The following is a 23,929-nucleotide window of genomic DNA, read 5'->3' as shown; positions in this document are numbered from 1 at the left end:
CGGCTCTGCTCTCTTGCAAGAGCCTGAACCGTCCTAAGGCAGGGGTTCCGTACTTGCAGCCAGGCCGTTGACAAGGCCGAGCACGAGCTTGTGCACGTTGCCGCCGTCGCTCAGCTCTTCGCGGTCGAAGGCACGGCTTTGACGCCGTTGCTCCTCGACAATTGGAACGGTGCGGCGCTCCACCTCCTTGCGCACCTTGCGGCAGCCCGGATCGTCCGGCACAAAGGTGCCGACGGTGGCCGCCTCGATCTTCTTCACTGTCTCGATGATCATGCGTCCATGCACCCGCTCATGGGCCTCGACGCCGCGGATGAACGTGTCCCAAAGCGCCTGAACGTCCTCGGGCAGCTTATTCGCGGGGCGCGGCAACCGGTAGACGATGGTCAGGTGCGGACGCGCGGCAGCGAGCACGCAGCCGCCATCCCTTGGCCGGTAATCCCGCGACCATTTCAGGCTGAAGTCGGTAATGGCGATCGCCCGTCCCTTGCCCGTGCCGGGACCGTTTTCGCCTATGGAACGGTAGAGCCCGATGCCGGAGGTGCCGCGGATCGCGTAAGTCTCGATCTTTTCGATCGGTTCCCACTCCGCCGCAACGGCTCCGGTCGTGCAGACGGTGGCTGCGGTGGCGGCCGCAATGACGAGCCGTGACAACATCCATCAATCTCCTGTCCCCAGTGGGGTAAGAGATTGATGGATGGTTGGCAAGCCGGGCTGGGGCATTCCCCTCTGCCAATCGCACCATGCGATCGCCTTCGAGCGGGAGGCTGTGCCTTGGACTGGCTCGCCGCCCGACTGTCCGCGCCGTCTCCGCTTCCCCCCTGACGCAACTGGCGCGGTTCCTTCCCGTCAGAACTTGCCGACAATGTTGAGGAACGGCCCCTTGTCGTGCAGCGTCAGGTCTCTCAGGTCATCCGAGAACCGGCCGAAATTGTACCCGGCGCCAACCTTGAAGTTGTTGCCGATGTACCGATACAGCGCCGCGAGCAGACCGTAGTCCACGGATTTTACCGCGGGGGTGAAGAAGGCGCGGGCCTCCAGCAGGGCATCCCAGTTCTTCACCACGTGCAGGTCGGCGCGTACCACGCCCAGGTGGGCGGACGACTGCTGCCAGGCGCCGATCGTCTTGGTGCTGTCGTTGCGGACGGCCACCTCGCCGATACGCGCGCCATACTTGCCGCCCACGGTCAGCCACGGCAGCAGGTCGTAGTTCACGTCCGCAGACACGATGTGGCTGCGCTGCATCGGTCCGGCTGCAGCCGAGGAAGCTGCCGGCACCTGCCCGAGCGTCGGCAGATCGTAAAGGAACGTGTACCGGAACAGGGCATTGAGGCGGTCGTGGGTCACAGGACGATAGGCGTATCCGATGGAGCCCTCGATGTAATCGCCGTTGTAATAGGCACCCGCCTCGCTTTGTGACAGTACGGCGTCGCCGCTGACCAGCAGCCGCCCGCTTTCGTCATGCTGCCAGGCCGCCGATGTGGACAGCGCATAGGTATTGACGTTGCGGGTGTTGTCGTCCGACCGCTCCATTCGGGCCTCCGCGCGGGTCCGTGCGGAAAGGCCTGCTTCCTCGTCGTTGTAGGCCACCGCGAATGATCCCGCGTAACGGTCGAAATCGGCATACTCGAGGTTGGTTGCCGGGTTGATCCGATCGTCGCGGATCCGGCCGACCTCTGCGCCGGCATCAAAGCTCCAGAGGGCGTTCGGCGTGTAGACGACCCCGTAGGTCTGGGCCAGCGACCGCTTTCGGCCAAAGATGTCGAAGTTGGATTCCGCGTATGCCGTGGTCACCTCGTCGATACGCTTGCGGACACCGCCCACGAGGCTGCCGAGATCCCTGCCCTCCAGCAGGTCGCTGCGGCTTATGTCGTAGGCCCGGTCCGGATCCAGGCGATAGCCGATATAATAGTGATCGTCGGCGGTCGCATGGTAGTTCAAGCCGGCCAGAGCGCCGATACCGGTCCGCCCGTATGAGACCTCGCCTTCTGCGGTCAGTTTTTCGGTCAACCGGATCTCGGCGCCAATGCCTCCCCGGTCGTTCTTGCCGATGTCGTTCTTGCGCACCAGCGTGTGCTGGCCGAAAACGTAGTAGGTGTAGTCCTCGCTCTGGATGAAATCGAGCCGCAGGCCCACGTCGATGCGGTTGCCGTCATAGCCGGACTTGCCGGCGGCGATGGCCGTCGGCGAATGGATGTTCGTGTGGGTTACGCCGGCGGTGATCTTCCACTGCGGCGTCATCTCCCAGCTCGAGGTGACCTTGGTGTCGCGCCGGCGCTGCCCGTTGCCGTCTTTCAGGTCATCCAGCGATCCGCCGACATCCAGCGAGGCCGTGACCGGCAGGGCCGCGTGCGCACCCCATACGCGCTTGCTGGCATTGAGGCGTTCGCTCAGTGAGGCAAAGCCATCCTGCTTCTTTTCGTAATAGCCGCCGACCTTTCCGGTCTCCAGACCAAACCGGCGGATGTCGGCCATGTCGACCTGTCCCCCGATCCGCCATCCGAGCGCGGAACGCCCTGTGGTCCCGCTGCCTTCCGTGATTGTCAGGCCGCCGTCCGTGGACCTTGCCACCACCGAGTTCGCGCCGGTCGTGCGCGCCACCTCGGCCTCCACGTAGGTGGACTGGGAGCGTCTCACCAGGATGTCGGCGCCCACGGCATTGCCCTTGCTCTGCTGGATACGTTCGGCGTTGCCGGTGATGCCGACGCGAACGCTGTCGCCGAGCCATCGCTGCACGCGTCCGCCATAGGCGTAGTCCTTGGTGTCCCTGGCCCTCGGAATGTATTCGTAGCTCACCACCAGATACTGCTTCTCTCCGCCGAGCGCGCCGGAGCGCACCGGACCGAGACCGAGCGTGCTGGAGCTGAGCGGACGCTTGAGGATGATGACGCCCTGGATGTGGTCGAAGGTGTAGTCCTCGCCCTGGACGAGGTACTTCCTTTCAACGACACATCCGCTCACGTCGTCACGGACCTCGACGATGACCGTCTCGGACCCGATCAGGATATCCTGGCGCCGCAGGAAGTAGGTCGAACCGCCCGTCCCCAGGAACTCGTCCGTCTGCGGCACGGTGTCGGGAAGCGCGCCGTAGGCCGTGATCTCGGTCTTCTTCTCGCCGTAGCTCGTCTGCCCGTCGGACTTGATGACGACATTCGCGCCATAAAGGCCGCGGCTGCTCGCCATGAAACTGGTACCGGTGATCTGGGTCTTGTAATTGCCCCAGAGAACGTGGCTGTCGCCGCGCTCGAGCCGGACGTAGAACTTGCCCTTGGTCGGAGCGTCCTCCACCCAGGTGGAGTCGTCGCCGTAGACGAGATAGTACTTGTCCGGATCGATACGTTTCAGGAATTCGCGGGCGCTCTTGGCGTCGAGATTCCTGAAGAGGTTCTTGAGGTCATCCTCGCCCGTGTCGGCGGCGGCGGTCAGCAGGTACTCGCCCTTGACCTTGCCTTTCAGATAGAAGGCGATCCTGCCCTTCTTGTAGATCTTGTCGAACTCCCCTTCACGCACATCCTCGATGCCGGGATCGCCGGTCTGCTTTCCGATCGTTGCCTCGACCAGGGCGACATAGAACCACTCGTTGGTGGGAATGTTGACATCGCGGCTGAAGTAGAGCCCGCCTCCCTTCATCGGGCCGTCAATGCCGATATCGACCACATGATCCCCCGGCGGCAGGATGCGCTGCGCGACGAAGGAACCGTTCGCATCAACGGGCACGGGTTCGTTGAAGATCGTGACGCTGTAGCCTTCCGGAACGTTCTTGCCATACACGGTCACGGCCCCGCCATGCACCGGAATGTTCCGGAATGCGGTCCGATCCTCGGCCATGCCCGGTGCCACCGCGTTGGAGGAATCGGAAGCCGCGTGGCTTTCGGACCGCACCAGGGAAAGCGGGATTGTTTCGTCGAACCGGCCGGCGTCATCATAGACGCGCAAGACATAGGTGAATTCTTTTTCGGGGCCGTCAGGCATCGTCCAGTCCGCCACGCCGGTGATCCCGACCGGAAGGATGGCGATGCAATCCTCCATGTTCCCTTCGCGGTAAACCCGGATTTCGGCGCGCGAAATGAAGGCCGAGTAGTTGGACGTTGCCAGGAAGCTGACGGTTTCACCCGCCGCATAGGCCCGGCGGATAGGAACCGTCGACACGTTCAGAAGAGGCTTCTGGTCCAGCCCGTCGAACTTGAGCTGGATATCGACCGCGGCGAGATCGACGTCGGTTTTCCGCTGTTTGAAGACGTGCGGATCGTCGGGGTTGGAGCCGAAGGTGCTTCCTCCGACGATGTTGCCCGACTCGTCCACCAGCTGGCCATCGACGCTGATGCGGAAGGGTACCGCCAAATAGTCTTCCGGCGTCTCTTGTTCGAGGTTGGGCGTAATGGGAAGTCGGCCAACGGCGCTGTTGTCGTACATCTTGCCCCGCATCCGGGGTGGCTCGCACCTGTCATCCGAGCAATTGTGGTCAAGCTCGACACTTCCCTTCTCGATGATCTTTTCATCCAGATCAGCCGTGTAACCCGTTGCAACCAGCATGACGGCAGCCATGGCGGTGGAAGCAAACAGCAGACGCTTGCGCACAATATCCAGAATTCCAATGTCCATTATGAAAATTGCATGATCTCTGGGGGTCATGTGATTACCTCAATCGGCTGTCAGATCTGGACGACCGAACCGGAAGCGGCCTGGCGTGCGTTCGTCGCGCGAATTGCCCTTGGCCCGCACGTGCGGAACGCCAGCGCGTAAGAAACATGCGCTGGCAGTAACTGCCGCGGCATGCTCCGTTTGTGGGAACAGGCTCTGTTCTCGGCTGCCCTCGCTCTGCGAGCGAAGGGCGATTTGGATTCTGCCGGGCATGTGCGAGCCACGCAGGGAGTTTCCATGGACAGTCCTCTTCTTCGGCAAGGCTGCTAACTGCCGAACAGGCAGTGGACTCGGACCAACGAAAACCGGGAAACAAGGGCACCCACGTGCCGGGGTGCAGACGAACAACTAGGCTGAGCTTAAGCGGGGCAACTGCCTGCAATAAGTAGCGGAAAGGAGCGTTTACCGTAACGCTTGAGGGAAAGCTGCCAGGGGGGACCGGCGGCTCGCGAGTAGCGGCTGCCCGGGATACCGGTTATAAACGTCAGTCGGGAAAGGGGACCCGCCAACAGGACCGGGAGAAGCAGATGTTCCGCAAAATTCTGGTTGCGAACCGTGGCGAGATCGCTGTCAGGATCATTCGGGCGGCGCGCCGGATGGGAATAGCGACGGTCGCGGTCCATTCGGATGCCGACCGTCATGCCCTCCACGTGGAAATGGCTGATGAGTCCGTCGCCCTCGGTGGCCTGAGCGCAGCGGAAAACTATCTTGCGGGTGACCGCATCATTGCCGCAGCCCTGAGCACGGGGGCGGAGGCGATTCATCCCGGTTATGGTTTCCTGTCCGAAAACCCCGAGTTTGCCGAGGCCGTCGAGGCCGCGGGCCTCGTCTTCGTCGGCCCCTCTCCCTCTTCCATCCGCGCCATGGGACTCAAGGACACTGCGAAGCGCCTGATGGAACGTTCGGGTGTACCCGTCGTGCCGGGCTATCATGGCGACGCCCAGGAGCTTGTCGTCCTGGCAGGTGCTGCGCAGAAGATCGGCTATCCGGTTCTCATCAAGGCGCGCGCTGGCGGCGGCGGGCGCGGCATGCGGAGGGTCGACCGGCCCGAGGACTTCGCAGCCGCGCTCATGGCGGCCAAGCGCGAGGCGCAGGCAGCCTTCGGCGATGGCCGGGTTCTGGTCGAAAAGCTCATCGAAAAGCCGCGCCACATCGAAGTACAGGTTTTCGGCGACAGGCACGGCAACATTGTGCATCTGTTCGAGCGCGACTGCTCCTGCCAGCGCCGCCACCAGAAGGTGATCGAGGAGGCCCCTGCCCCCGGCATCGGCAAGGCGATGCGCGCCGCCATTACGGAAGCCGCCGTGCGCGCGGCTCGGGCAGTTGGCTATTATGGAGCGGGAACCGTCGAGTTCATCGCCGACGCCAGCCGCGGCCTGCGGCCCGACGCCTTCTGGTTCATGGAAATGAACACGCGGCTTCAGGTCGAGCATCCGGTGACCGAAATGATCACCGGCATCGACCTGGTGGAATGGCAGATCCGCATCGCGGCGGGCGAGGCTCTGCCGCTCTCACAGTCGGAGATCAACCTTCGCGGACACGCGATCGAGGCCCGCATCTACGCGGAAGACCCGGAGCGCGACTTCCTCCCCGCCACGGGCACGCTTCATCACGTCCGCTTTCCGGAAAGCATCGAGGGAGTGAAGCTCAGGATCGACGCGGGCGTCCGCGAGGGCGACACCGTCAGTCCCTACTATGACCCGATGATCGCGAAGGTGATCGTTCACGCGGGGGACCGGAAAACCGCAATCCGGGGGCTCAAGGAAGCCCTTGAGCAGACTCGGATTGCGGGTTGCACCACGAATACGACTTTCCTCCACCGGCTGGTCGCCAACGACGAGTTTGCGGCCGGCGAGGTTGATACCGGGCTGATCGCCCGCAACCAGGGGAAGCTCACCACCGTCCCCTCCCCCTCGCCCCACGTGATCGCCCAGGCGGCCCTTGCCCTGAGCGGCATCTCCCATACCCCGGACGCACAGGATCCGTTCGACGCGCTCACGTCATACGGTCATTTCCACCCGGTCGAGCACCGGGGCGTTCTCTATCACCGCGACAGCCCGGTGCGATACTGGATCCGTGGCATCGCGGGCGGACGCTTCGAGGTTCGGGTCGAGACGCCTGACGACGCGGGAGGCACGGCGATTTTCACCTTCGGTGCGTCCGAGGTTCCTCCGGCCGCGCGCTGGCTCAACCATGTGACGGTCTTCGACCGCGCGGAGAGCTTCACCTTCTCGACGCGCGATTTCAGCGTCGAGGATAAGGGAGGAGCCAGCGGCAGCCAGATCCGTGCGCCCATGCCGGGCCTCGTGAAGCTAGTCCGTGTCGCCCAGAGGGAGAAGGTGCAGGAGGGCCAGCCCCTGCTCGTTCTGGAGGCCATGAAGATGGAACACGCGATCATCGCGCCGCGCGACGGCGTGATCGCCCATGTCGTCGCCGAGGGAGTCCAGGTCTCAGATGGCACGGTGCTGATCCAGTTCGAGGATGGTTAGGGCTGTTCCGCCGCCACGGAAGAGAAAGGGCGGGGAGCCGGAAGCGCTCACCCGCCCAGAGCGTGGAGGTCGGTGTGACAGGCGGTTTCGCCCGCCTTTTGTGAGCAGCCCCGGGAAACGAGGGAACAGGTTTCCCGGGAGCCCGGAATTCTTTCGTGAAGCGAGATGTCTGGCGGATCGACCGCCGGAACGGTCAGTGCATCGTCATCCAGGTGCGTGCCTCGCGCAGCGCCCGCGCCAGTTCCAGCTTGGACATGCGGGAGACAAGTTCTGCACGAACCCGTGCTGCCTGGACAGAGCCCCTGATCGCGGCGATGTTCAGCCACTTGTGGGCCTCCACCAGGTCCTGTTCGCAGTCCCGGCCCTCGGCATACATCAGTCCCAGCCGGAACAGCGCTTCGGCGCTGGCATTATGGGCACCGGCAGTCTCGAAAACCTTGTTGCTGGCGTGGTTCATTGTCTTCGTCCCTGTCCTTCCTGAGAACCGCCCGTCCTTCTGTGGGACAGTTCAGCGTTCATGGGTGAAGAATGGCGCCGGAGCCTTGAAAGGCAGGTTAAATCCCTTGATTAACAAGGGGAAAAGGAACTCCCAACTTTCCGTAAATTGCCCGTGGGCGTTAATCATGAGATGCGCGGACCAAAGCCGCCTTGCGGCAAAGTCGGGCCTCGCATCGTTAACCTTTGCATTCACCCCCCGCTAACCATGGAATCAGGCGGGACTGCTAACCGGGACCGCAAAGACAAAGGGCTTCGGCCGGAACCGAAGCCCTGTGGACAGGACGGAGCCAGCGTCCGGCGGTGCGCGGGACGCCGTCCGCATCTCCCGTCACTGTGCTTTCTGGTTGAACAGGATCTTCTTTTCGTCGTCGGTCATCGGCTTGCGCATCTCCTGCCCGACGGCAATGCCCCGCTGGACGGCCGGACGCGCCATCAGCGTCTCGTACCAGCGTTTGAGGTGCGGGAAGTCGTTGAGGTCCTGCCCCTGCCCCTCGTGCGAGCGGATCCAGCCGACGCAGGCCATGTCGGCGATCGAGTATTCGCCCGCGAGGAACTCCCGGTCCGCCAGGCGCTTGTTCATGACGCCATAGAGGCGATTGCATTCATTGGTGTAGCGCTCGATCGCATACGGAATCTTTTCCTTTGCGTACAGGCGGAAGTGGTGGGCCTGGCCTGCCATCGGCCCGAGACCGCCGACCTGCCAGTACAGCCACTGCTCAACCTCCACCCTGGCCCGTTCCTCCTGCGGATAGAACTTGCCGAACTTGCGTCCGAGGTACTGGAGAATCGCGCCGGACTCGAAGACGGATATCGGCTCTCCGCCAGGGCCCTCCGGATCGACGATGGCCGGCATGCGGTTGTTCGGCGAAATCTTGAGGAACTCGGGCTTGAACTGGTCGCCCTTGCCGATGTTCACATAATGAACCTCGTAAGGAACATTGGCCTCCTCCAGGAAGATCGTGATCTTGTAGCCATTGGGGGTCGGCCAGTAGTGGAGTTGAATCGGGGCGTTTTGAACCGTCATTCTGTTGCTCCTCGTTAATCCCGCATTTCGTAGGACGATTGGCCGAAACTTGCCAGCGCCTTACTGGACTAAAATCTGTGCCTTAGCTATGTCACGGTTTGGTCCATAAACGCGACTGTCTCGGTTCCTGTTGAGTGTCAGTGTCAGAAGGGTGCTTCTCAATCGACAATCAAGGGGAATGAGCCATGCTCGCTCGCCGCTTTTCAATGATCTGCGTCTTTACCGCCTTGCTGGGCATCTATGCAGCAATCCGCGCCGCAGAGATTGATCCGACGCCAACTTCGGCTGTTCCTTGCGATACGGCATCCTCGCGGTCCTGCGTGGGAGACTGAACGCTTCCGGAACGAGCCGGGATCGGTTCGTTTGAACCTGCTCATGTGGATGACCTCCAAATGGCGGGCCAGCCCTCGCTGGAGACGGCCTCCTTCGCTCATGTCTTCCGGGAAACAAACGCCTCTCTTCCGGGAAACAAACGCCTCGAAAGAAATCGTTCTTCTCCATATAATGAGGCATGGACAAGCGAATCTACCCTCAGCCGATTGAAATCGTGGCCAGCCCGGATCCCGTGGAACCTCGCGACTACACGACCGGCGAGGAAGCGGTGGCTGCGCTGCGGACCATCTATGAACGCAACACGGCCTTTCTCCGGGAGGCATTCCAGCACGTGCTCAACACCGGAGAGGTGGACAGGCGCTACCGCGCCTTCTACCCGGAGGTGAGCCTTTCCACCTCGTCCTTCGCGCACGTCGATTCCCGTCTTGCCTATGGCCATGTTGCCGCGCCCGGCACCTACGCGACGACGATCACGCGGCCGGACCTTTTCGAGAACTATCTGATCACGCAGCTGGACCTGCTGATCCGCAACCATGGGGTGGCCATCACGGTTGCGGAATCGAAAATGCCCATTCCGCTGCACTTCGCCTTCATCGAGAACACCTACATCGAAGGCGCCGTGCAGCAGCTGAGCCGTCCGTTGCGCGATCTGTTCGATGTGCCGGATCTGGCGACCATGGACGACGACATCGTCAACGGCACCTACGAGCCCGCGCCGGGCGAACCGATGCCGCTCGCCCCGTTCACCGCGCCGCGCATCGACTACTCGCTTCACCGGCTGACGCACTACACGGCCACCAAGCCGGAGCATTTCCAGAACTTCGTGCTGTTCACCAACTACCAGTTCTACATCGACGAATTCGTCGCCTATGCGCGGGAGCTCATGGCCTCCGGCGGCGGCGGATACGAAAGCTTCGTGGAGCCCGGCAACGCGATCACCCGCGCCGGCCAGACCTCTCCGGAGGGCACGCCCCTTCAGCGGCTTCCGCAGATGCCTGCCTATCACCTGAAGAGGTCCGATCATTCCGGCATCACCATGGTGAACATCGGCGTCGGCCCCTCCAATGCCAAGACCATCACGGATCACATTGCCGTGTTACGTCCCCATGCCTGGTTGATGCTCGGCCACTGCGCGGGCCTGCGCCACTCGCAGAACCTGGGTGACTACGTGCTGGCCCACGCCTACCTGCGCCAGGACCATGTGCTCGACGACGACCTGCCCATCTGGGTGCCGCTTCCTGCGCTTGCCGAGATCCAGGTCGCGCTGCAGGAGGCCGTGGCGGAGATCACCGGCCTGTCGGGCTACGAGCTGAAGCGCATCATGCGCACCGGCACCGTGGCGACGATCGATAACCGCAACTGGGAGCTGCGCGACCAGCGCGGGCCGGTGCAGAGGCTTTCGCAGTCCTGCTCCATTGCCCTGGACATGGAATCGGCCACCATCGCCGCCAACGGCTTCCGCTTCCGCGTGCCCTATGGAACGCTGCTGTGTGTCTCCGACAAACCGCTGCACGGCGAGCTTAAGCTGCCCGGCATGGCGACCGATTTCTACAAGCGCCAGGTTGCCCAGCATCTGAAGATCGGCATCCGTGCCGTGGAGAAGCTGGCGGCGATGCCGGTGGAGCGTCTGCACTCCCGCAAGCTGCGCAGCTTCGCCGAAACCGCTTTCCAGTAAGGGTGCATCATTCTGCAGCGCATTTGGTCGCAGATGAGAAGGGCCTCGTCGCCCTTCACGTCCGCGACCGATGGCATGTCTGACGGCTCAGGCTCAGCCTTAGGCAAAGGACACAGCGTGAGACAATGACGTCATACGCCGTTGCAGAAAAATCGCCCCTACAGGAAGCAGGGAACGCCCCCCCCTGAGCTCCGATATTCATGCGTCAACGGAAGTGCTTCTTAAGAATTGTTAGAGTCTACTATCAGTTTTCAATATAGACGCTGAACTTGCGCCTTTTCCAAAGACATTTTTCCACATCATATGATTTGATCATTCGGTCGGCAGCGTCATTTTTTCGCGTGTGGCGATGCGCCAGCTTGGTTCGGCATCGGGGTTCCATATACAACATTCCAATGACAAAGCTTCGACACTGGGCGCCCAGGGCAGCTCTGATTGCAGTGATCCTCACGATCCCGCTCGTGCTTGGATACTGGGGGGCTGTGCATCCGGCCCTGGACAGCCTCGCGCATTTTCGGCTGCATCTGGCGGTTCTGATCGCCCTGCTGGCCATTCCGACCTCTTTTGAGCGGACCCTGCGCAGCATCGCGCTTGCGCTCGCCATCCTGTCGGTAGCGGCCATTGCCAGCACGCTCGCCAACCCGTCGGGCATCAGCGTTGCCAACGCGGCGGCCACGGCCATGGACGCCGGCCCCGCGCGCTACCGTCTGCTGCAGCTTAACCTGCGCTATGACAACCGCACGCCGAAGCAGGTGCTGTCGCTGATTGGCCGCGTTCAGCCGGACGTGATCACCCTTGACGAGGTTTCAGACGCCTGGCGCGAGGAACTGAAGCTCATCGAGCACGCCTATCCCTATCGCGTCATCTGCGAGGGCTCGAGCCATGTGGGCGGTGTAGCCATTCTCTCGCGGCGCCCGTTCCTGCACCCTTCTCGCGCCGAATGCTACAGCCGCGGCTCGCTCGCCATCGCGACGGTCAACTTCGGCGGAGCGGCGGTCGACATCGGGGCCATCCATCTCGGCTGGCCCTGGCCACACGCGCAGCACTGGCATGTGCGCAAGATCCTGGCGCCGATCATCCAGGAGAAGCTGCCCTTCTCCGCCATCCTGGCGGGCGATCTCAACGCTGTCTGGTGGAGCCACACGGTCCGCATGCTGGCTGCGGCCGGCGATCTCAAGCCGCTCGGTAACATCGGTCCGACCTGGTTCATCCGCAGTGCGCCCGACGTGGTCCGCCGCTATGCGGGCCTTCCGATCGACAACATCTTCGTGAAGGGCCGGGTCGTGCCCGTATCCGTCACACGCCTGGAGTCAGTGGGGTCCGACCATCTGCCCCTGCTGTTCGAATTCGGCATCCTGCCGACCGAGCCCCAGCCTGCGGTGCACGTCCGCCGCAACAACTGGAACTGGACAATCAGAAGGACCGGCCCGGTCGGCACCGCATCCCGCAGCGACTGGAAAACGACCTGATTTGTTCGTCGGGCATCGTTCATGTCCGACCCGGATCGACGGCTGCGACCGTACCGGATGCACTGACGGAAAAGGCCGGGGACAGCCCCGGCCTTTGTGAATCAAGGGATGCGTTCCCGCATCACATGTTGATGTAGACGGGGCCCTCGCCGCCCTGCGGCGGCACCCAGTTGATGTTCTGGTTCGGATCCTTGATGTCGCAGGTCTTGCAGTGGACGCAGTTCTGCGCGTTGATGACGAAGCGGACGTCCGCGCGCTTGCGGATCTCTTCCGGCGCGCCGGCAACCGGGTTGCCGTCGGCGTCGGTCCACTCATACACGCCCGCCGGGCAGTAGCGGGTCGAGGGTCCTGCGAACACCTCCAGCTCCGAGCGCTTCTGCAAGTCCAGGTCCGCAACCTTGAGGTGAACCGGCTGGTTCTCCTCGTGGTTCGTGTTGGACAGGAACACCGACGACAGGCGATCAAAGGTGAGCACGCCGTCCGGCTTCGGGTAATCGATCGGCTTGTACTTCGAGGCGGGTTCCAGAGATGCGGCGTCCGTCTTGCCGTGCTTCAGCGTTCCGAACGGCGAGAAGCCGAACAGCGTGTTCATCCACATGTCGAGACCGCCGAGCCCGATACCGAGCCAGGTGCCGAACTTCGACCACAAGGGCTTGACGTTGCGGACCGGCTTCAGGTCCTTGCCGATTTCCGACGTGCACCACTCTTCCTCGTAAGCCGTGAGCTCGTCATGGGCGCGGCCGGCGGCGAGCGCCTCGGCCACCTTCTCGGCGGCGAGGATGCCGGACAGCACCGCGTTGTGCGAGCCCTTGATGCGCGGCACATTGACGAGGCCGGCTGAGCAGCCCATCAGCACGCCGCCCGGGAACACCGTCTTCGGCACCGACTGCCAGCCGCCTTCGGTGATGGCGCGGGCGCCGTAGGCGATGCGCTTGCCGCCCTCGAACGTGCCGCGGATGGCCGGATGCGTCTTGAAGCGCTGGAATTCCTCGAACGGCGACAGATACGGATTCTTGTAGTTGAGGTGCACCACGAAGCCGACGGCGACGAGGTTCTCGTCGAAGTGGTAGAGGAACGAACCGCCGCCCGTCGAGCCGTCGAGCGGCCAGCCGAAGGAGTGCTGCACAAGGCCGCGCTTGTGGTTCTCGGGCTTGATCTCCCACAGCTCCTTGATGCCGATGCCGAACTTCTGCGGCTCGCGCCCCTCCGAAAGCTTGTAGTGATTGATGAGCTTCTTGGCGAGCGAACCGCGGGCGCCCTCGCCGATCAGCACATACTTGCCGAGCAGCGCCATGCCCGGCTGGTAGTTCGGGCCGGGCGTGCCGTCCTTCTCCACGCCCATGTCACCGGTGATCACGCCGGTGACGGCATTGTTCTCGTCGATGATGAGGTCGGCGGCGGCAAAGCCCGGATAGATCTCGACGCCCAGCGCTTCGGCTTTCTGCGCCAGCCACTTGCACACGCTTCCGAGGGAAACGATGTAGTTGCCGTGGTTGTTCATGAGAGGCGGCATCAGGAAGTTCGGCATCCGCAAGGACCCGGCCGGTCCGAGCACCAGGAAGTGGTCTTCCTTGACCGGGGTCTTGAACGGATGGTCATCCTCCTCGCGCCAGCCCGGCAACAGCCGATCGATACCGATCGGGTCCACCACGGCGCCGGAGAGAATGTGAACGCCGACCTCGGCGCCCTTTTCGAGAACGACGACGGAAAGCTCGGGATTAAGCTGTTTCAGCCTGATCGACGCGGCGAGGCCTGCGGGACCCGCCCCGACGATCACGACATCGAATTCCATGCTTTCACGCTCAGTCATTCATCCCTCCAAAACCGTCGCGCTCACGTGCCTGTGGCTAGTGCTGATGGGCCTATAGCGCATCACGTCACGCGATAAAACATTATTTGCCCTTTGGATTGTCGCAGGGCTCCCCGGATTCACCGGTCATTCTGTGCGGAAGGGTTCATTCCCCCGCACGCTGGGGCCGAACGGCGCCCCGGAGGAATGGCCATCCTGTCCCGTATGAGCCATTTTTTGGTGCGGTATCGCCCTGCGGCACTTGCCTTGCCATCCCCAACGTGAACATTAGACCCCATGATGTCCTCGACGCCGTTTGACCCTGCATCCCTGCGTGACCTGCTTGCGTTCTACGCCGATGCGGGCGTGGATGCGGCCCTGGAGGAAATACCCCAGAACCGCCTCTCGCCGCAGTCGTCCGGAAGAGGTTCCGCACGGGGGCAGGCGCAGCAACGACCTGATCAGGCGCCGCGGCCGGCAGCAGCATCGTCCATTCCGGCTCCGGCGGCGCCGGTGGCGCAGATCTCATCCAGGGGTGTTGCCGTTCCTGACGACACCCAGGCCGCCCGTGCCCGCGAGATGGCGCGTGAGGCGAGGACCATCGAGGAACTGCACGAGATCCTGGCGGGCTTCGATGGCTGCAATCTCAAGTTCACGGCGAAGAACCTCGTCTTTGCCGACGGCAATCCGAATTCCGACCTGATGCTGGTGGGCGAGGCACCCGGCCGCGAGGAGGACCTCGAGGGCAAGCCGTTCGTCGGCCGCTCCGGAAAGCTCCTGGACCGCATGCTGGCGGCCATCGGGCGCGACCGGACGAACGCCTACATCACCAACGTCATTCCGTGGCGGCCACCGGGCAACCGCGACCCATCGCCGATGGAAACGGAGATCTGCCGCCCGTTCATCGAGCGGCACATCGAGCTTGTGCGCCCGAAGGTGCTCGTCACCCTCGGCAATCCATCAACCAAGCTGCTGCTCAAGACCACCACCGGCATCATGCGCCTGCGCGGCACCTGGTCGGCGCACCTGACGCCGGGCGGCGAGCAGATCCCGACCATGCCAACCCTCCATCCGGCCTATCTCCTGCGCAATCCGCAGCACAAGAAGCTGGCCTGGCATGACTTTATGGAGATCCAGATCAAGCTGGAGGAACTGAGCGCCTGACCCTCCCGCTTCTCGTGGGCGGTCTCGTGGACGCTCAAGGACTTTGTCCGCGATCGCCGGCGGCTCAAACGCCGCCCTGCCGCTCCACCTTGCGGGCGGGCGCGATCTGCGCTCCGACCTTCTGTTCGCGCCAGATGATGAACAGCCCCGCTCCGACAACGATCGCGCCACCCGTCAGCATGTAGACGGTCGGTATGTCACCGAAGACGAAATAGCCGATGACGATCGCCATGATGATCGAGGTGTACTCGAACGGTGCGATGGTCGAGAGTTCCGCAAAGCGGTAGCTGTGGGTCATCAACATCTGCCCCACCCCTCCCCAGAAGCCCGCGAGGATGAGCCAGGAAAGCTGGGTGACGGAAAGATCGACCCAGCCGAACGGCATCGTCATCAGCGAGAGGATCGATGCGTTGATGAAGAACCAGATGACGATGGTGCTGGTCTTCTCGGTGGAGACGAGCCGCCGCACCAGCATCATGGCCACCGCCGACGAGCCCGCGCTGGCGATTGCCGCCAGCACACCGAGCACCTGGTCGGCTGCCAGTCCGTGCCCGCGGATCAGCGAGAGGTTCGGCCAGGCGATGATCACCACGCCGATGAAGCCAACCACCACAGCGCTCCAGCGGTAGATGCGCACGGTCTCCCCGAGGACGACGGCTGACAGCACAACCACGATCAGCGGCTGCGCGTAACCGAGCGTGACCGCATCCGGCAGCGGCAGCCGGGTGAGCGCGAAGAACCCCAGCGACATGGAGCAGACGCCGACGAAACCGCGCCAGAAATGGCTGAGCGGCCTTTTCGTGTAGAAGGAGGAAAGCCCCAGCTCTCGCTGCCACGCAAGCAGGGCGAAGACGGGAACCAGCGCGAAGAACGAACGGTAGAACACGATCTGGCCGGCGGGCACCTGTCCCGCGGCCTTGATGAATGAGTTCATCAGCATGAAGGACGCGACGGAAAGAACCTTCAGGGCAATGCCGACGAGCGGCTTCCGCTCAACACTCGCACCCCGCGCCGACTGATTCATGTTTCGATTTCTTGCCAGACGACCGCCGGCGGTCACCGGCAGCCATGAAGATGAAGCCCACTCAAGAATGAAAGCCGGCGGCTGCGTTGCCGCCGGACATGCGATCTTGATCCCTGATAATACCTAACCGATTGCCGCAGAGTCGGCTACTGCCTTCCAGCAGCCTTCCTCGCCGCCTGGATCGCCTCCCAGATCCGCCGCGGAGTAGCCGGCATTTCGACATGGGAGATGCCGTATGCCCGCGAGAGCGCGTCGACCACGGCGTTGAGCGCCGCCGGCGTCGCGCCGACCGTGCCCGCCTCGCCCGCGCCCTTCATGCCGAGGGCATTGTAGGTCGAGGGAACGTTGCGGGTTTCGAAGCGGATCATCGGCATCAGGTCCGCGCGCGGCATGGAGTAGTCCTGGAAAGTGGCCGTGACGAGCTGCCCGTCGTCCGAATAGACGGTATCCTCCAGCAGCGCCTGACCGACGCCTTGAACCACGCCCCCGTGGATCTGCCCCTCGAGCAGGATCGGGTTGACCGTGACACCGAAATCGTCGACGATCGTGTAGGCGACCACCTTCGTGGCGCCGGTGTCCGGGTCGATTTCCACCTCGCAGATGTGCGTGCCGTTGGGATAGGTCGGTTCCGGCTGAACGAATTCTCCGAAACCCTTGATATCTTCGGGACTTTTCGCCTTGCGCGCGATCTCCGCGAAGCTCACCGACCGATCGGTGCCGACGATGCGCGCCACGCCTTCGACGAGCTCGATGTCGGCAGCCGAGGCTTCAAGTTCATCCGCCGCGAGGTTCCTGATCTTTTTCGCCAGATCCTCGCCCGCCAGCGCCGACGAGACGCCGCCAAGCGGGATGGAGCGCGAGCCGCCCGTGCCGCCACCCGAGTCGAGCTCGTCCGTGTCGCCCTGTCGGACGTTCACCTTCGACACGTCGATGTTGAGCTTCTCAGCGACGATCTGGGCATAGGCCGTGGCATGACCCTGCCCGTTCGATTGCGTGCCTATGAAGAGCGTGACTGAACCGTCCTGTTCGAGCTTCAGGTGTGCGGGCTCCGAACCGGGGAAGGCGCAGGCCTCGATATAGGTGGACATGCCGATCCCGCGCAGCTTGCCCCGCTTGCGCGACTCTTCCAGCCGCTCCTCGAACGTGTGCCATCCCGCGAGCTCCATCGCCCGCGTCATGTGGCCGTCGAACTCGCAGAGCTCGTAGGTGCGGCCGCCCGGCGTGCGGTACGGGAACTGTTCCGGCTTGATGAAATTGCGCCGCCGGATCTCCTCGCGGGGCATGCCGAGCTGACGGGCACATTCCTCGACCAGTTTCTCGATAAGGAACGCGGCCTCCGGCCGCCCTGCCCCGCGATAGGCATCGACCGGGCAGGTGTTCGTGTAGACGCCCTTCACGGTCACGTCGATCGCCTGCAGGTCGTAGACACCGGTCGTCATCGTCACGCCGCCGGTGGCGATGAAGGGGCCGAACTCGTGCACATAGGCGCCGAGGTTGGAGAGAAGCTCAACCCTGAGGCCGAGGAACCGGCCCGTGCTGTCGAGGGCCATCTCGGCCGTCACCCAGTTGTCGCGCCCCTGGCTGTCGGTGAGGAAATGCTCGTTGCGGTCGCTCGCCCACTTGACCGGTCGGCCGAGCCGCTTCGCGGCCTCCAGCACCAGCGCGTATTCGCGGAACACGAAGCCCTTCGTGCCGAAGCCGCCGCCAACGTCCGGGGTGATGACCCTGAGCTTTTCCTTCGGAATCCCGAACACGTCTGCGAGCCTGCTCTGGAACGAATGGACACCCTGCGAGCCGACAGTGAGCACGAAGCGGTCCTCATCAGCGCGCCACTCGCCGATCGCCGCCCGCGGCTCCATGTAATTCGCCACGAGCCGATTGTTGTAGAAGCTGATCTTCACACGGTGATCAGCCTTGGCAAACGCCTCGTCGGTGCGCGCCTTGTCGCCGATGTGATGGAGGAAGGCCAGGTTGCTGCCGAGTTCCGGCCACACGAGCGGCGTTTCGGGATCGAGCGCCGTCGCCGTCCGCACGGCGGGCTCCTCCGCCTCGTAATCGACCTCGATGAGCTCGGCCGCATCCTGTGCGGCGAGCCGGCTGTCGGCCACGATGAAGGCCACCGCATCGCCCACGTATTGCACGCGGTCGCGGCAAAGGATTGGAATGTCGCGCGAAGGCGGACGCTTCCCGTCCGGTCCCTTCGGCATTCTGCCGTCGACCTGCAGATCCTTGAGATGGGCCACATCTTCGCCCGTCAGGATCAGGTGCACGCCGGGCGCCTCGTGCGCGGCCTCGAGCGAACCGATGGTGAACCGCCCCTTGGCGACAGGCGAGCGCAGCACATAGCCGTGCAGCACGCCTTCGGGGACGATGTCGTCCGTGTACCGCCCGCGCCCGCGGATGAAGGAATCGTCCTCCCTGCGCAGGACCGACGCACCCACGCCGAATTTCCGTGTAATAACTGTCACGGCAAGGTTCCTTGCAACTGATGAAGCGACTATCAAATGCAGGGGTTAGTGTTGTTCACCTTCACCAGTGTGTAAAGTCCTCGCACTTCAACCTTTCACGTCCCGCAGTCGAACAGGAGAGTAGAGATGCGCACGGATACCGGACAGGTGTTTCGTCTGGAGGATTACAGGCCGAGCGATTACCGCATAACGCACACCGACCTCCTGTTCCGGCTCGATCCGCACGCGACGCTCGTCACCGCGAAGCTCACGGTCGAACGCCGGGATGGCGTGGCTGCCAACGCGCCGCTCGTGCTCGATGGCGACGGGTTGGTGCTCGAAAGCCTCGGCCTGAACGGCGCGCCGCTCGCCGGGGAAGGCTACACGGCCACCCCGGACCGGCTCGAGATCCGCGCTGTTCCCGCCGAGAAGTTCTTTGAGCTTGAGATCGTGACGAAGGTCTCGCCTGTAACCAATAAGGCGCTGATGGGACTCTATCAGTCGAAGGGCAACTACTGCACCCAGTGCGAAGCTGAAGGCTTCCGCCGCATCACCTATTACCTCGACCGGCCGGACAATCTCAGCACTTTCCAAGTGCGCATCGAGGCACGCAAGGCTGAGGCCCCGGTCCTGCTGTCGAACGGCAATCCGGTCGAGCACGGGGACTTGGCAGACGGTTGGCACTATGCCGTCTGGCACGATCCGTTTCCGAAGCCGTCCTATCTCTTCGCGCTGGTGGGCGGTGATCTCGGCTCGATCCATGATACCTTCACCACGGCCTCCGGCCGCAAGGTGGCCCTCGGGATCTATGTGGAGCACGGAAAGGAACCGCTCGCCACTTACGCGATGGACGCGCTCAAGCGCTCCATGCGCTGGGACGAGGAACGCTTCAGCCGCGAGTATGACCTGGACGTATTCAACATCGTCGCCGTGTCGGATTTCAACATGGGCGCGATGGAGAACAAGGGCCTGAACATCTTCAACGACAAGTACGTGCTGGCTGACCCTGAGACCGCGACGGACGTGGACTATGCCGGCATCGAGGCGGTCATCGCTCACGAGTACTTCCACAATTGGACTGGAAACAGAATCACTTGCCGCGACTGGTTCCAGCTCTGCCTGAAGGAGGGCCTGACCGTTTACCGAGACCATGAGTTCTCGGCCGACCAGCGTTCCCGTCCCGTGAAGCGGATTGCCGAGGTGCGCAACCTGCGCTCCCTCCAGTTCCCCGAGGACCAGGGCCCGCTCGCCCATCCGGTCCGCCCGCGCCGCTACAAGGAGATCAACAACTTCTACACCTCGACGGTCTATGAGAAGGGCTCCGAGGTTGTGCGCATGATCCACACCATCCTGGGCCCGGAGAAGTTCCGCGCCGGTATGGACCTCTATTTCGAGCGGCATGACGGCCAGGCCGTCACTATCGAGGACTTTCTGGCGTGCTTCGCGGAGGTTTCCGGCCGCGACCTCACCCAGTTCGCGCTGTGGTACCACCAGGCGGGAACGCCGCGCGTGACGGTCACGACCAGCCATGACCCGGCCACCGGCGATTTCGAGGTGAACATCAGCCAGACGGTTCCGCCCACACCCTCCGAGGCGGTGAAGAAGCCCATGCACATCCCCCTTGCCTTCGGCCTGCTCGGCCCCAACGGCGATGAAATGGAAATGGGCTCCGTCGAGGGCGCGGAGGTGAACGACGGCGTGATCCACCTCACCGCCGCCAGCCAGACGATTCGCTTCCGGGGTGTGGGCTCGCGCCCGGTTCTGTCGCTCAACCGCGGCTTCTCCGCCCCGATCGTCCTCAACCAGGATCTCACGAAAGAGGACCGCCTGTTCCTCGCCCGCCACGACAGCGATCTCTTCAATCGCTGGGAGGCGCTGAACAGCCTCTTCGTCGAGGCGCTGATCGCCGCCGCCGCGCGGGAGAAGGAGGGCAAGCCGCACGACTTCGATGCGGCACTCGTCGAGGCTGCGATCGAGATTGCCGGCAATGACGGCCTGGAGCCCGCCTACCGGGCGCTGGCCCTGAGCCTGCCGTCCGAGGCGGATGTCGCCCGCGAGATCGGCAACGATGTGGACCCGGACGCGGTACGCGCCGCCCGCGACGCCCTGCGCCGGGAGATCGGCGGCAAGGGACGTGACGCCTTCCGCAGGATCTACGACCAGCATGCCGATAGCGGGCCCTTCAGCCCGGATGCCGCCAGTGCCGGAAAGCGGAGTCTGCGCAATGTCTTGCTGGATTATCTTGCAGCGGCGGAAGCAGCACCTGAACTGGCCGCGCTACAATTCGAGACCGCCAACAACATGACCGACCGCGCGGCTGCGCTAACCGTGCTAGCCCACCAGTTCCCGGAGCACGAGGCGACCCGGAAGGCGCTTGCCGCCTTCGATGCGCGCTACCGCGACAACGGCCTGGTCATGGACAAGTGGTTCGTGGTGCAGGCGACCATCCCGGGCGCGGCGACGCTGGAGCGGGTTAAGTCGCTGACCGCCCATCCCGCCTTCTCGCTGATGAACCCGAACCGCGTCCGCTCGCTGGTGGGCGCCTTCTCCTCCGGCAACCAGACCGGGTTCCACCGGGCCGACGGCGCCGGCTACCAGTTCCTGGCGGACATCATCCTGTCGCTTGACAGGCACAACCCTCAGGTTGCAGCCCGTCTCGCCACCGCCTTCCGCTCGTGGCGTTCGATGGAGGAGGTCCGGCAGCTCGAGGCCCGCAAGGCGCTCGAGAGGATCAACGCGGAAGCCTCGCTGTCGCGCGACGTGAAGGACATCGTGGAACGCACTTTGGCCTGACGGATCAACGACTTCGCCCGGCCTCTCAACAGCCCGGCTGGCCTTAACCGTATCTTAACCAAGGGCATGCAACGCTCGCACAGCGTCGTTGCGTGCCCTTTCTGCTGGACCCCACTGGACAAGGCGAATCGGCTCTGATTCCCTATGGGTGATTCGTGAGGGTGACGGATCATTCATTCCGCAGAGCTCTCAACCTTTGGGGCTAAAGCGGCTGGGGACAAGGAACGAGGGAGCCTTTTGATGGCGAAGGCGGACGCGTGGGGTTTGCCCGCGGGTGGCCTATGGCGGCGCTGGCGGCTGAGCCGGCGGACGAAGGTGGCAGGCAATGCCAGGCTTCTTGCCGCCCCGGCCTACGAGCGCCTGCTTGCCATCGAGCCCTATCTCCGCAAGGCCATTCCGATCCTGATCGTGCTGTTCCTGCTGGTGATGGCCGCCGTTCGCGCGCTGTCGCTCATGGCCTGGCGCGACGACATCGAGCGGGACACGCGCTCGATGCTGAGCCTGATGGCGACCACGCTCAGCCAGTCCATCCAGCTCGCCTCGAACGAGACCGCCCCCGATCCTGAGATGGCCCGCAACCTGCTTACCGAGACGGCTGCGCAGGCCGGCATTCCGCGCAACTGGGTGGTGGCTCTCACCGACGAGCATTTCGTCGCCATCGCGGCGATTGGCGACGGCTCCGATTTCATGCTCAACCGTCCGCTCGAGAACCTGATCGCGGGCGCCCAGCCGTTGCTGATGTTCGGCAGCCGCGCGGGCGTGTTGAACGTCACCATGAACAACGTCGACTGGCTTGCCGCCGTCGACATCGTGCCGGGCCGCAAGGCCGCCGCGATCGTGCTTGCCCCCACGGAGTCGATCTTCCTCGGCTGGCGCCGGGCGGTCTCGCTCAACGTCACGCTCTTCGTGCTGATGGCGGGCGTGCTGATGGCGATCCTCTACGCCTATTTCAGCCAGGCCGCGCGCGCCGAAGCTGCCGACCGCATGTATGTCGAGGCGCACCAGCGCATCGAGCTGGCACTGCTGCGCGGCAAGAGCGGCCTGTGGGACTGGGACCTGTCGCGCGGGCGCATGTACTGGTCGCGCTCCATGTTCGAGATCCTCGGCTACGAGCCGACCGACTCCATGCTCTCCTTCGGCGAGGTGGCGAGCATCGTCCACCCCGAGGACACCGACCTCTTCGCGATGGCCAACCGCATCATGTCGCGCGAGGTCGACCACATCGACCAGATCTTCCGCATGCGCAATGCCTGGGGCCAGTGGGTCTGGATCCGCGCCCGCGCCCAGGTGGTGGACCCGAACGCGTCCGAGATCCACCTGATCGGCATCGCCGTGGACGTGTCGGAGCAGCGCTCGCTCGCCCAGCGCTCGGAAGCTGCGGACCAGCGCCTGCGCACCGCGATCGAGAACATCACCGAGTCCTTCGTGCTGTGGGATTCGTCCAACCGCCTGGTGATGTGCAACACCAAGTTCCTGCAGGATAGCGGCCTGAACGCCGACGAGATCGAACCCGGCATGCGCCGCGAGGAGATCGAGGCGCGCATGAGCCCGGTCCGCTCCGAGCGCCGCCTTACGCCGATGAGCGATACCAGTGGCGCCGTGACCCTGGAGCGCCAACTTGCCGACGGCCGCTGGCTGCAAGTCACCGAGATCAAGACCCGCGACGGCGGCACCGTGGCTGTGGGCACGGACATCAGCCAGATCAAGCAGCAGCAGGACAAGCTCGTCGAGAGCGAGCGCCGCCTGATGGCGACCATCCACGACCTCTACATGGCCCGCAAGGCCGAGCAGGAACGCTCGCGCGAGCTGGTTCAGCTCAACCGCGAATACATGAAGGAGACGGAGCGCGCCGAGGCAGCGAACCGCGCCAAGTCCGAATTCCTGGCGAACATGTCGCACGAGCTGCGCACGCCGCTCAACGCCATCATCGGCTTCTCCGAGCTCATGGAGCAGCAGATCTTCGGGCCGCTCGGCAACGAGCGCTACAAGGAATATGTCTCCGACATCTATGCCAGCGGCACCTACCTGCTCGGCGTGATCAACGACATCCTCGACATGTCCAAGATTGAGGCCGGACAGTTCACCATCCACCGCGAGCCGGTGGACCTGTGCCCGCTCATCCTGGAGGCCGTGCGCGTCGTCTCCTTGCAGGCCTCCAAGAAGGACATCGAGGTCACGACCGACATTCCGGACTCTATCGCGCTCAACGCCGACCGCCGCGCGCTCAAGCAGATCCTGCTGAACCTCCTGTCAAACGCGGTGAAGTTCACCGGCCAGGGCGGCAAGGTCAACCTGCGCGCCCGCACGGTCAGCGGTTCGCTGGTCCTGCTCATCAAGGATACCGGCTGCGGCATCCCGCGCGAGGCACTGAAGAAGCTCGGCCGCCCCTTCGAGCAGGTGGAGAACCAGTTCTCCAAGAGCCACACCGGCTCAGGCCTCGGCCTCGCCATCTCGCGCTCGCTCGCCGACATGCACGGCGGCTCGCTCCGCATCCGCTCGAAGGAGGGTGTGGGTACGGTGGTCCGCGTCCGCATCCCGATGGACGCCTGACGCGAAAGAGCAGTCAGTCTTCGCGCACCACTCCCC

At 63.7% G+C, this 23,929-nt stretch carries 13 protein-coding genes; 6 read left to right on the top strand and 7 right to left on the bottom strand.

Annotated features, from left to right (window positions below; all coding sequences use genetic code 11):
- Positions 1 to 33: 33 nt before the first annotated feature.
- The gene (locus ABD906_RS00975; RefSeq protein ID WP_345097713.1) at positions 34 to 654 is read right to left on the bottom strand and encodes a DUF922 domain-containing Zn-dependent protease; all 621 of its coding nucleotides are present in this window, start codon (positions 652 to 654) and stop codon (positions 34 to 36) included.
- A gap of 192 nt (positions 655 to 846) precedes the next feature.
- Positions 847 to 4,599 carry an RHS repeat domain-containing protein gene (locus ABD906_RS00970; RefSeq protein ID WP_345097712.1) on the bottom strand — a complete coding sequence of 1,251 codons (3,753 nt, stop codon included), beginning with the start codon at positions 4,597 to 4,599 and terminating at the stop codon, positions 847 to 849.
- 566 nt (positions 4,600 to 5,165) lie between these two features.
- On the opposite strand from ABD906_RS00970, the gene ABD906_RS00965 reads away from it, so the two are divergent.
- The gene (locus ABD906_RS00965; protein WP_345097711.1) at positions 5,166 to 7,127 is read left to right on the top strand and encodes an acetyl/propionyl/methylcrotonyl-CoA carboxylase subunit alpha; all 1,962 of its coding nucleotides are present in this window, start codon (positions 5,166 to 5,168) and stop codon (positions 7,125 to 7,127) included.
- A gap of 193 nt (positions 7,128 to 7,320) precedes the next feature.
- On the opposite strand, the gene ABD906_RS00960 is transcribed toward ABD906_RS00965, so the two are convergent.
- Positions 7,321 to 7,584 carry an SEL1-like repeat protein gene (locus ABD906_RS00960; protein ID WP_345097710.1) on the bottom strand — a complete coding sequence of 88 codons (264 nt, stop codon included), beginning with the start codon at positions 7,582 to 7,584 and terminating at the stop codon, positions 7,321 to 7,323.
- 369 nt (positions 7,585 to 7,953) lie between these two features.
- A complete protein-coding gene (locus ABD906_RS00955; RefSeq protein ID WP_345097709.1) occupies positions 7,954 to 8,649 on the bottom strand; it encodes a glutathione S-transferase N-terminal domain-containing protein in 696 nt (231 codons plus the stop codon).
- Positions 8,650 to 9,160: 511 nt separating this feature from the next.
- Here ABD906_RS00955 and ABD906_RS00950 point away from each other — a divergent pair.
- Both ABD906_RS00950 and ABD906_RS00945 read left to right on the top strand, forming a co-directional pair.
- Positions 9,161 to 10,657, top strand: a complete 1,497-nt coding sequence (locus ABD906_RS00950; RefSeq protein ID WP_345097707.1) for an AMP nucleosidase — start codon at positions 9,161 to 9,163, stop codon at positions 10,655 to 10,657.
- 395 nt (positions 10,658 to 11,052) lie between these two features.
- Complete coding sequence (locus tag ABD906_RS00945) at positions 11,053 to 12,126, top strand: endonuclease/exonuclease/phosphatase family protein (protein WP_345097706.1); 1,074 nt, start codon at positions 11,053 to 11,055, stop codon at positions 12,124 to 12,126.
- A 121-nt stretch (positions 12,127 to 12,247) separates the two neighbouring features.
- On the opposite strand, the gene ABD906_RS00940 is transcribed toward ABD906_RS00945, so the two are convergent.
- Entirely contained in the window at positions 12,248 to 13,936 is a 1,689-nt protein-coding gene (locus tag ABD906_RS00940) for an electron transfer flavoprotein-ubiquinone oxidoreductase (protein ID WP_345097705.1), read from the bottom strand.
- A 276-nt stretch (positions 13,937 to 14,212) separates the two neighbouring features.
- On the opposite strand from ABD906_RS00940, the gene ABD906_RS00935 reads away from it, so the two are divergent.
- Positions 14,213 to 15,079 (top strand): uracil-DNA glycosylase, encoded by an 867-nt coding sequence (locus ABD906_RS00935; protein ID WP_345097704.1) that lies wholly within the window; start codon positions 14,213 to 14,215, stop codon positions 15,077 to 15,079.
- A gap of 64 nt (positions 15,080 to 15,143) precedes the next feature.
- On the opposite strand, the gene ABD906_RS00930 is transcribed toward ABD906_RS00935, so the two are convergent.
- Together ABD906_RS00930 and ABD906_RS00925 are read right to left on the bottom strand one after the other, a co-directional pair.
- Positions 15,144 to 16,103 (bottom strand): DMT family transporter, encoded by a 960-nt coding sequence (locus tag ABD906_RS00930; RefSeq protein WP_345097703.1) that lies wholly within the window; start codon positions 16,101 to 16,103, stop codon positions 15,144 to 15,146.
- Positions 16,104 to 16,249: 146 nt separating this feature from the next.
- Complete coding sequence (locus ABD906_RS00925; protein WP_345097702.1) at positions 16,250 to 18,571, bottom strand: xanthine dehydrogenase family protein molybdopterin-binding subunit; 2,322 nt, start codon at positions 18,569 to 18,571, stop codon at positions 16,250 to 16,252.
- A 126-nt stretch (positions 18,572 to 18,697) separates the two neighbouring features.
- Between ABD906_RS00925 and pepN the strand changes: the two genes are divergently transcribed.
- Together pepN and ABD906_RS00915 are read left to right on the top strand one after the other, a co-directional pair.
- Positions 18,698 to 21,343: an aminopeptidase N gene (gene pepN, locus ABD906_RS00920; RefSeq protein ID WP_345097701.1), complete on the top strand. Its 2,646-nt coding sequence runs from the start codon at positions 18,698 to 18,700 to the stop codon at positions 21,341 to 21,343.
- Positions 21,344 to 21,583: 240 nt separating this feature from the next.
- Positions 21,584 to 23,893 carry a PAS domain-containing sensor histidine kinase gene (locus ABD906_RS00915; RefSeq protein WP_345097700.1) on the top strand — a complete coding sequence of 770 codons (2,310 nt, stop codon included), beginning with the start codon at positions 21,584 to 21,586 and terminating at the stop codon, positions 23,891 to 23,893.
- The last annotated feature ends 36 nt before the right edge of the window (positions 23,894 to 23,929 follow it).

Source organism: Chelativorans composti (assembly GCF_039541695.1).
GTDB classification, from domain to species: Bacteria; Pseudomonadota; Alphaproteobacteria; order Rhizobiales; family Rhizobiaceae; genus Chelativorans; species Chelativorans composti.
The sequence above is the reverse complement of the archived record's forward strand: the minus strand, read 5'-3'. Positions and strand labels throughout refer to the sequence as shown.